This window comes from Luteibacter sp. UNCMF331Sha3.1, from assembly GCF_900109915.1.
In the GTDB taxonomy this organism is placed as follows: Bacteria; Pseudomonadota; Gammaproteobacteria; order Xanthomonadales; family Rhodanobacteraceae; genus Luteibacter.
Genome location: NZ_FOBU01000001.1, coordinates 1414453 through 1424891, shown reverse-complemented (window position 1 = coordinate 1424891; position 10439 = coordinate 1414453). Strand labels below are relative to the sequence as shown.

General features: G+C 61.2%; 7 protein-coding genes. 5 read left to right on the top strand and 2 right to left on the bottom strand.

The features are described from left to right. Positions 1 to 29 precede the first annotated feature (29 nt). Entirely contained in the window at positions 30 to 410 is a 381-nt protein-coding gene (locus BMX32_RS06360; protein WP_089975767.1) for a hypothetical protein, read from the bottom strand. Positions 411 to 562: 152 nt separating this feature from the next. Between BMX32_RS06360 and BMX32_RS06355 the strand changes: the two genes are divergently transcribed. The 3 genes from BMX32_RS06355 (at position 563) to BMX32_RS06340 (ending at position 5900) form a co-directional block, all read left to right on the top strand. After that, positions 563 to 2128 carry a glycoside hydrolase family 30 protein gene (locus BMX32_RS06355; RefSeq protein WP_089977035.1) on the top strand — a complete coding sequence of 522 codons (1566 nt, stop codon included), beginning with the start codon at positions 563 to 565 and terminating at the stop codon, positions 2126 to 2128. Between the two features lie 557 nt (positions 2129 to 2685). Further along, positions 2686 to 2961, top strand: coding sequence for a hypothetical protein (locus BMX32_RS06350; protein ID WP_089975764.1), 276 nt, complete (start codon positions 2686 to 2688; stop codon positions 2959 to 2961). Between the two features lie 1061 nt (positions 2962 to 4022). Continuing rightward, positions 4023 to 5900, top strand: a complete 1878-nt coding sequence (locus tag BMX32_RS06340) for a peptidoglycan-binding domain-containing protein (RefSeq protein ID WP_089975758.1) — start codon at positions 4023 to 4025, stop codon at positions 5898 to 5900. A 19-nt stretch (positions 5901 to 5919) separates the two neighbouring features. On the opposite strand, the gene BMX32_RS06335 is transcribed toward BMX32_RS06340, so the two are convergent. After that, a complete protein-coding gene (locus BMX32_RS06335; RefSeq protein ID WP_089975755.1) occupies positions 5920 to 7263 on the bottom strand; it encodes a cation:proton antiporter in 1344 nt (447 codons plus the stop codon). Between the two features lie 1452 nt (positions 7264 to 8715). Between BMX32_RS06335 and BMX32_RS06330 the strand changes: the two genes are divergently transcribed. Together BMX32_RS06330 and BMX32_RS06325 are read left to right on the top strand one after the other, a co-directional pair. Next, positions 8716 to 9732, top strand: coding sequence for a radical SAM protein (locus BMX32_RS06330; RefSeq protein WP_089975752.1), 1017 nt, complete (start codon positions 8716 to 8718; stop codon positions 9730 to 9732). Positions 9733 to 10043: 311 nt separating this feature from the next. After that, positions 10044 to 10301, top strand: coding sequence for a hypothetical protein (locus BMX32_RS06325; protein ID WP_139206682.1), 258 nt, complete (start codon positions 10044 to 10046; stop codon positions 10299 to 10301). The last annotated feature ends 138 nt before the right edge of the window (positions 10302 to 10439 follow it).

Genomic DNA, 10439 nt, shown 5'->3' with positions numbered 1-10439 from the left:
CTACCGCGGCGGTGCGCCAGGGCACGTGCTCAGGCGATGGGTGGACGCAGAGGCGCTATCGCGTCGCGCGGCGAGGGCGTGACGGGCGGCTGGGAGACGTAGGAGGGAAGGAGCGTGAAGCTGCCGACCGCAAATGCGGCGGCCGGCAGGGCCATGGCGTGGGCGCACGCGCAATGGCAGCCACCGCCCTCGCCGAGGGCGCAGGCGTCGTCGCCCGGCATATCGCCAGGCGTCGCCAGCACGAGTTGCGTCGCATCGCCACGGTCGGCGGGCGCGCTGGCGAACGACGGTCCGTCGAGCAGGCACGCCGTGGCGGTGGCGAGCTTGACCAGCAGCGCCAACGCCACGAGCAGCCACGCGCGTCGGCTGACGCGCATGCGATGGAAGAGGTTGGCGGACGACGCGGACATGGATCGCAAGCATAGGCGGTCACTCCGGCGTTAGACAATCACAGGCCGCCACGACCGGCGTCATCGTTTCCCGTCCGGTAGACTGTCGCGCAACGGCAATACGGAGTGGGTAACGAACGTCGTGTACACGAGTGATGGGAACATCGGCCGGCATGGCTGAGGAGGGTCGCGAATCCAGCCGGGTGGCTGCGGTCTTCATCGCCCTGATCTCCCTGTTCACGCTGGCGGCGATCTATGCGCCGCGTCTGTGGCAGCCGGCCGCCGCCGTGGCGCCGCGCGCCGCCGCGCGCCCCGTCGCATCCGTCGTCGAGGTCTGGGTGAGTACGGCGGATCACCGTCTGCAACTGACACCGCAACCGGATCTCGCGCTGGCGGCGGCGGATGCGTCGCCAGCGGACATCACCATCGAGCGCGATACGCGCTACCAGTCGATGACGGGCTTCGGCGCCGCCCTGACGGACTCGTCGGCATGGCTCCTGCGCAACAAGCTATCCGCCCGGCAGCGTGACGCGTTGCTGCGCGAGCTCTATGGGCCGCCGCCGAACCTCAACTTCAACATGACGCGTCTGACCATCGGCGCCTCCGACTTCTCGCTCAACCTCTACACGCTCGATGACGTACCGTTCGGCCAGACGGACCCGGAGCTGAAGCACTTCAGCGTGGCGCCGAACCTCGCCTACCTGATCCCGACCATGCGCCAGATCATGGCGATCCACCCCGGGATGCTCGTCGTCGCGTCGTCGTGGAGCGCGCCGCCGTGGATGAAGGACGGTGGCAATCTCATCGGTGGCACGCTGCTCGAACCCTACGAAGGCGTGTACGCCGACTATCTCGTGAAATACGTCGATGCCTATGCGCGACACGGCATTCCCATCGCCGCGCTCACGCTGCAGAACGAGCCCCGCTACTCGCCCCTGAGCTATCCCGGCATGCAGCTCAGCGCGGAACAGCGGGCGCGCATCATCGGCGAGCACCTCGGGCCGAAGCTCGCCACGCGCGTGCCGAAGGTCGCCATCCTCGACTGGGACCACAACTGGAGCCATCCGGAAGAACCGTTGCGCGTGCTCGGCGATCCGAAGGCCGCGCCGTTCGTCGACGGGGTCGCGTGGCATTGCTACGAAGGCAGTCAGCACGAGCAGGGAAGGGTGCACCGCGAGCATCCCGACAAGGACACCTACATCACCGAATGCTCCGGCGGCGACTGGCCGTTGAACATGAACGGCGAACTGCTCTGGTTCTCGCGAAATCTGCTGGTAACGGGAACCCGTCAGTGGGCCCGTGGCGTCATCTACTGGAACCTCGCGCTCGACGAGGACCACGGCCCGCATTTCGGCGGCTGCGCCGCGTGCAAGGGCGTGGTGACCATCGACTCGACCACCGGCGCCATCACGCGCAACGACGAGTATTACGCCCTCGGTCACTTCAGCCGGTTCGTGCTCCCCGGCGCGTTCCGCGTGAAATCCAACGACACCGATGCCACGAAAGACCTCGCGAACGTCGCCTTCCAGAACGACGACGGATCGATGGTGTTGGTGATGGTCAACATCGCGACGAAACCGCGCGCGGTGTCCGTCGTGGACGGCGAGAACCGCTTCACCTACACCATGCCACCGGAAAGCGTCGCGACGTTCGTCTGGAACCGCAACCTCGCCGAGGAATGGGTGCGCCGCGCGGCCTACTGGATCGGCGAGATGGCGAGGCCCGCTTACCGCGACTGACGTGCGGGCGCTCACTGTCGCATCGCCACGACATTCGAGACCGTGTCGTGTCGGTAAGCATCCTCGACGCCTACAGACAACACCATCGCAATTTGCTACGTTGCCACGGCCACGCTGACATTGTCGTTTCGTCGTCTTGCGGATGCGATACGCGTGGCTGAAGCGCGAGACGGAGGTGTTCGAGCACCCCCGTCTCGCTGACCACAACCAACTGTTCAGGAGTCGATAGTGGCTACCCACGATCATACGGCACCCGCTCGCCCGCCGAATCCCCCCGGCGACAACCCACCCGGTTACCGGGCTGTCTGCATCCGTCGCAGACACGGTTGATCGACCGGGCGTCAGCGCCTTTTTCTGAGGTTTTTCTCGGCCGTGTGACCCGGCGCGTGCTCTCGCGTGCCGCTTCCACGAGCTGACGCCAGTCCACGTCGTCAATCAAGCTGTCCGGCGCCCGGCCACGGGCAGCCGGTGAAACCGCGAGTCCGATGGTCCGCGGCACGTCGCTCTGTGGGCGTGCCGCGTCAGGACGCGGGTGTTTTCTTCCAGGGAGGTTTCCCATGTCATTGCCCGGCCGATCGTCCACGCTCCGCGCCGTCTATCCACTCGATCCCGAAGCCACCACGCACGATCTGCTGAACGGTGCGGTCGAGTGGCTCGGTTACGCGCGAACCCTCAGCGAGTTCCTTGCCGACCTCATTCACGAGTCCGATGGCGTGGAGTGCAGGCGTGTGGCGCTGTCGCTTGAAGCCATCGCCTCGCTCGTGCAGCTAGGAGCGCAATGCACCGCGCAGGCGCATGCGCGGATGACGTGGGAGAAGGCGCAGGACGATTAGCTCAGTACTTTGGCTGGGAGCTGCGATATCAAGTAAGCACCTACCCATTTGGGCATCGAATGACTGAGGTCGTGCCGTTGCATTGCTCCGAACGGTTGGTGCGGCGCACGCCGTCGTTTCAGACTAACTTTCCGAAAATTTCCATATGTCGCACCTCAAGGTTGGCGTACGGTACTGCTCTTTTCGCGCCGCCGCGTATCGGGCGCGAGGCTTCCCAGGGAGAAACTATGAACGTGGTCGAGATTCTTGGTCGCCGGCGCCAGCCAACCGGCCGTGTTCATTCACTCGTCGTGTCGCCGCGAAGGTGGAGTTGATCACAAAGAAGAATCGATCTCCTATATCCAGGACTTCGGATTCATCGCCATGGAGGACTTCGAGCCTGACGCTATCTAGCACATCATGTCGAAGTCGGAACGAATAATCGAGTAGGGACACTGTCATGATGCGAGGAATGAAGCGGGCGTCGCGTACGTTGCTGAAGACCGCCGTGTACGCTGGCTCCACATCACCGTCCGAGTCGACTACCGCGCATGTTGCCGGCTGACTCTGCACAACGCATGGGAGGAATGATGTTGCACAAGGAAGCGTTTTCTCGAAAGCACCACTGGTACGCACCGCCTACTGGCGTGACAGAGCGAATCTCTATATTCATCATCGTGTCCCTGAGCTTCTGCATGTCCGCTCTGGCTTCTCCAGGCGAACTGTCGCCTGAGGATACGAAGATTGGGGTTCGGCCCAGTTATACGCAATGCCTCGACGCGTCCGGTGGTGTAACGCCGGTAATGAGAGACTGCATGAGTGAGGAAATGGGTCACCAAGATGACCGGCTCAACCGTGCTTACAAAAGCTTGATGGCGAACCTTGATCCCATTGCGAGGAACCGACTCCGAGGGGAGGAGCGGGCATGGATTCGCAAGCGGGACTCTCGATGCGCCATACGACCCGACTCGGGACAGGGCGGTGAACTCGATGCGTACGGGTGTGACGTTCAAGCCACGACAGAGCGCGCATTTGAACTCGAGACGATGTTGAAGCGGTAGTTACGCAGGGAGCAAATCTAGATGGAAGACAAGAAAGGTTGGACCGTAGGTCACACGTCTCGGCGTTATGAGGCAGGCGGCCGTGGGCCGGGCACCATATCCACGGGTAAGGGAGATCACGGTGGGGTGTCCTATGGGCAGTACCAGCTGTCGAGTTCAGCTAAGACCGTTGACGAGTATCTCGCTTGGTCCGTCTATGGGAAGCATTTTGTCGGACTCGAGATAAATAGCCCGGCTTTCAAACAGAAATGGAGAGACCTCGCTGCATCTGAGTCTGGGTTCGGCGATGACCAGCATGAGTTCATCCGGACCCACCACTATCGACCTCAGCTGAGAGCTCTGATCAGAAGCGGGTTAGATGTTTCATCGCGGGGCGGCGCCGTACACGATGCGGTATGGAGCACCGCGGTCCAGTATGGGGGCCTGACGCAGTCAATCTTCAAAAATGGACTTGTTGAGAAGTTTGGTCGAGATTTCAACCTGTCGTCGATTAGCGATGAACAGTTGGTTGAGGCCGTGCAAGACTACAAGGCAAGCCACTTAGAAGAGCAATTTGCCAGCTCAAAGAAAAATTGGCCCGGTCTACGGAACAGGATCCGAGACGAGAAAGCAGAGCTTATGGAGTTCGCTCGCACTGGCATACCCGTGCCATTCGATACGGACCGAATCGCCGGGAGCCGCACACCGGTGATGAAGCTCGGGGACCAAGGTCAGCATGTCAAAGACCTCCAGGCAAATCTTCGGGAAATGGGATATCTCGGCTCGAACGGGCAACGTCTGGAGCCTGACGGCCATTTTGGGCGAAACACGCGCGATGCCGTCCTTACATTCCAACGGTCCCTCTCGCTTGTCGCCGACGGGGAGGTGGGCGCGCGCACCTTGGCCGCCTTGAAGTCCCAGTCTGAAGCGGCCCACGGTCACGACATCGCATTACGCAGGGAAGGGCGAATGATCGGAAAGGCGCATCTTTCCTTTCTTCAGGAGCACCAGCATCGGGCCGCTGTTGAGACGTATAACGTGGCGCCGTCGCATCGCATTCCATCGCTCGATGTGGCCCTATCTCAGGAGCGAAGTCACGAAGATCTTGGCTACAACGGCGTCGACCTACGGACTCCCGCACCGCATGGCCTCGACATGGAGGCGACAACGCGCCTGCAGGAAGACTTGAAAAAGCTTGGCGTGACGGATTATCGGAACGAGCCTCTGGCTGTTCACGGGTTCTACGACTCGTACACAAAGGCGGCCGTCGCGCGCTTCCAGCAACAGGAGGGTTTCGAGGTCAATGGTGTGGCCGACGAGGCGACGCGTAGAGCAATCCGAGGCCGCGCATTTATTGCCGATCTACGGATGGCTCAGGAGGCACAGCGTTCGTGGGCGCCGCCGGCGCAGAACGTCGCCGAGGAAATGGACAGCGATACGCGCTCGGTTGACCGGCAGCCAACTGTTCGGCCGCCCTACGCCGATCCGCAGGGGACGACCCGTGTCAATGCGCCCTCTCCGTTGGGCGAACTCACTACGCAAGCTCAGTCTGCCCCAAACCTATCGGACCCCCGCCATCCCGTGAGTGTGCATCACGGCTTGTACAGCGAACTGGGTCGCCGGGTTCCGGAGGCATCCGAGGAGCGACTTCTGCAGTTCACGGCTGCCTGCCACACCAACCGGATCACTGGAGACAACCTGAGCAGCTGCCACCTCAACGAGCAGAACATGACGATGGGCTTCCTCGGAAGCGGCCCACTCGCCACGCCCGTCACCGTCGACCTGACCAAGCCACCGCCGCAGCCCGAGCAGGCCGTCGCGCAGATCGCGCAGTACGACCACCAGCAGGCGCAGATACGGTCCGAGTATCTGGCCCAGCAGATGCAGCAGCAAATGAGCAGGAGCGGGCCGTCCCGGTGACGGTCCTGAGCGACGCTGGTTACCGCGACTGACGTTTCGCGTCGAGCGCGCGCTGCCGCCAGTTCATCAGGGGCGTGACGGTGACGCCGTGCGCGATGATGCTCGTCGCGACGACGGTGAGCACGATGCCAACGAGCACGCCGTCATCGACCCCTGTGAATCCGCTGACCAGTGCGAAGGCGAGGTAGTTGAGGCTGCCGAGACCGCGTATGCCGAACCAGCCGATGAGCACGCGCCGCTGCCATGGCACGCCGCTGCCGATCGTGGCGATCCATACGGACACGGGGCGCACGACGAGCATGAGCGCGGCCGCGATCCACGCGCCGCTCACGCTCGCCACGGGTACGACGGCGATGCCGACCGCGAGTACGAGGGCGAACGCGATCAGTCGCTCGAAGGTCTCGCCGAACGAAAGCGCATCGGAAACGACCCAACCGACGGATTCGCCGGGCTGGTCCGGTGTCGATCGGGAGCGCTCGTTGGGTTTGACGCGCGTTTCCGCCGGCTCGTCGCCGGTGTCGTGCGGTTCGGCGGCATCGGCGCGCTTCGTCAGCAGGACTTCTACCCGACGCAGACCCACGCCCGCGGCGAACGCGGCCAGGAACCCGGACGCATCCACCAGTTTCGTGAGCGCGTAGACGACCAGCACGATGCCGATCGCGAGGAAATCGCTGGGCGCGACCTCGCGCGTGGCGTGGCGAAGATGGGTACCGACGTAACCGAGACCCCATCCACCGACGAACCCGATCAGCAGGCCGCCAGCGAGGCCCCATATCACGTCGACGGCGAACCAATGGCCGACGACGGCACCGGGGTCGCCCTGATGTTGCATCAACGCCAGGGCGAGGATCAGCAGCGGCAGAGCCGTGCCGTCGTTCAGACCCGCCTCACCCGAGAGCGCCACGCGCAGCGCATCGTCGTCGCGCGCGTCGTCCACCGACACCAGCGACGCCAGAACGGGATCCGTAGGGCTCACCATCGCCGCCAGGGCAAGCGCCGCGGCAAAGGGCCAGCCGAGGCCGACCTGCGCGATCGCGACGATGCCCGCGACGGTGAGCACCATGGCGGGCAGGGCCAGCCGAACGGCCATCCGCCAGCCCGGATCGCGAATCGGCAGCCGCAGCTTCAGCCCGGTGACGAACAGGGAGACCACCAGCGCCGCTTCCGCGGCGACATGCAGCCAATGCACGTTGGCCCCCGATGCGGACAAGGTGACGAGACCCAGCACGCCCGGCCCCAGCAAGGCTCCCACGACCAGAAAGATCGCGAACGCCGTCACCGGTCCACGACGGATCCACCCCGACAGGAAGGACGTCCCCAGCAGGAGTGCACCGATGAGGACGAACCACCAGAGGGTAGGCATGGCGCATGTTGCCGCGCGAGGGGTCAACGCTGCGCGAAGCAAATGCGACTACGCGGCGGCCTTGGGACACCTGGCAACGAGCGCGGCGTCCGCGACGACTTCGACGGCGATCTGTTTCGGGACATCGTGCACTTGGACCGACATGCCCTGCCGCGTCACTCATCGGCGATCCCACGTCGGAAGCGCTCGGCGTACTGTCGGACTACCTCCCCGCAACTACCGGGCCAGGTAGATTCCGAAGAATTCTTCCGTGACAACCCGACCCGTTATCCCTGCGCGCACACATCGCCGGCCGCGTCGTCGCGCTTCAGGAATGGATCGGCATGCACTACGTCTTCCGACATAACGTGGTGGAGCTGCTCGCATCGTGGGTGTAGCTGGACGATCCGGCGGCATTCTCCGATTGGATCACGCGCAAAGAATAACGTTAACGGAGCGGCGGACCGCCGCGTGCTAACGATGCTGTGAGAATTGCCTCAGCCGTTGAGGCGACGATTTGTGACAAAGGCATCGATGGGTGTTTCCGCCGCCGCGAACTCGCCGCCGTCGACTCTAGGAATTCTCCTATAACGCATCGTCACGACTATCGATGCCTTCGCCGACTCGAATCGTGACGTGCGCACGACCGGAGTTGGTCAAGCGCCAGTTCGTGCAGCACTGGACGTTGACTTTGTGATTGCATCGAGACCAGAGCCGGACGATTTCTGCGCAGAGAAGTGAGAAAAAAGGACACACCAGTTGCACCAAAGGGAGCCATGCGCACCCTTGCATTCCAAATTCCTGCGGATATAAAGCTGCCTTGCGCCCCCACCTGGGATAACCAATCCGGGTTCGACACGCGAAAGAAATGACGGCTCGTCCAGGACGGGTCGATGCTGCGGCGAAGGCCGTGCCAACGCCAGGGAGAAGGATATTGATCATCGATCCGGGTCTGATCTCGATAACGTCCACGGGTGCGATCCAGCTTGAGTCGCGTCAGCACTCAATCTTCGTAGAGCGGAATCGATCGGAGGCATCGACACGTCGTCTCCAGGAACCGAACCGTGCCTGCACAAACGATGGATGCGGCGGGGACAACAGGGCTTGCTCCAATGCCGGCTGCACTTGAGGGTCGGAAACGCCTCATGGGGCTTATCAACGCCCCGTGCAGCAAGGTGGACGGGCAGTCTGCGTAGCCGGGTTACAGCCACAATAAACAACACATCTAAGGGAGATCACGCAATGGACTTACCTATTCAGATCGATCCGGAGGATATCTCGATCAAATCTGATGCGGCGATCGCGTTACACGGTCCTACTCATAGATTCGTGGCCGCCGCTCAGGCATCTGGCACCGACGTGACATGGCGCCTAAGGAACACTTGGTGCGTCAATGGAGGTTGCACCGGCGGCACCGCCAACTCCGGATGCAACAACATCGGTTGCTGACGATCTGCTTAAAGGGATGAATGAATGTATACAAATGGAAGTCTCGCAGCCGCCATATCTCCCGATCGTCTCGAGCTTATCCTTCTCCCAACTGAAAAATGTAATTTTCGATGCACTTACTGCTACGAAGATTTCACCGTGGGAAGGATGAAGCAACCCGTCATCGATGGGGTGAAGTCGCTGATTCGCAATAGAGTGCCTCATCTCAAGATGCTCACGTTGTCCTGGTTCGGCGGTGAGCCGTTGCTGGCAAAGGAAGTCGTGATGTCGATCAGCGCCTACGCGAAAGAGCTATGCGATGAACATGGAGTTCATTTCTCTGGCGGTCTGACGACTAACGGGTACCTTCTCGACTCAGAGACATTCGATCAACTTATCCGGCTGGATCAGACGCACTATCAGATCACTCTGGATGGTGATGAGGAATGGCACGACAAGACCCGAACACAAGCCAATCGTCGTCCTACATTCCAAACGATATGGAACAATCTGGAGGCATGTGCGCGATCCGATAGAGATTTCCATGTGAGCCTGCGTCTGCACTTGCATGAAGACAATATCGAATCGATGAGGCGCCTGTACGACCGCCTCAAGCCTAGCTTTCTGACGGACAAACGATTCTCGGCCAGCTTTCACAGAATTGGCGCTTTAGGACAGGCACTCGATGCTGGGCCGAGGCTTCTAAATAGGTCGGCGTACGAGGCTGCTCTTTCCCATATCCGAAACGGAGCGGATGAAGGCGATTCTGTCAGGTCTGAGCTGGATCTCGATGACTACATTTGCTACGCCGCGAAACCGAACTCGCTGCTCATTCGGGCAAATGGTGCAATCGGGAAATGTACCGTCATTCTTGACGATCCGCGCAATACGCTAGGACGGATACTGCCCGACGGCACTCTTGACATTGACAACGTGAAGCTTCGTCAGTGGATGGTTGGCTTCCTCGATACATCGAAGCCGACCCTTTCTTGTCCGCTTGGGGCACTTCCGGCGGCGGTCCCAGTGAAGGGCATCGAAATAGTTACATTGGCGACTAATTAGCCGACATAAGGCCGTCATGACTGAAGACATCTAAGGCAGGAGTTCAAGTGATTATTGACCCCTCTCTCGTTTCAATTAGTGATCGCGGTGAACTGACACTGCGTACCGACGAACTGCGCAAATTCGCATCTCTTCAGGAGAGTGGTGCTCCAAATCGGCACATTCAGACGGGCTGCGATAACAAAGGGTGCACGGGATCCAACGATGGGTGTGCAAATGGCGGATGCCATTGATCGTTGTCCTCACCAGCGACGGTTCAGTGCGGTTGCGTGGCGGTGTGGAGCCTAAACGACATGCGAAGCCATAGTTTCGTGATTCTGTCCGACCTTCGCGAAAAGCCCATATTCCGGACCTCGTATGGTCGCGAATTCACCGATATCTTCAGCCTATCCGACGGGGCCGGTGTAAGGCTGTTCGTTGAGCCGATCGGATTCCGCGACGGGCTCTTCAAGCTCAGAGTAGTCGATAGCGATCAATCTGTCGTTGGCGAGGCGACCGTGGCCACCGATACCTGCCAGGTCTTCCGGGCATTGGGACTGCTGGTGCATTTCCGTGGACATGTTTCATGATCGGCAGAGCGTCGAAGTTGGAGTTCTTATGTCTATAAACCCGGAAGATATCGTTGTGACTCCGAACGGTGCGATCCTCTACAAAGGAGAGGATCTGCGCCCGGTGCTGTCCGGCGGACGAATTCCCGAACGTGGGGT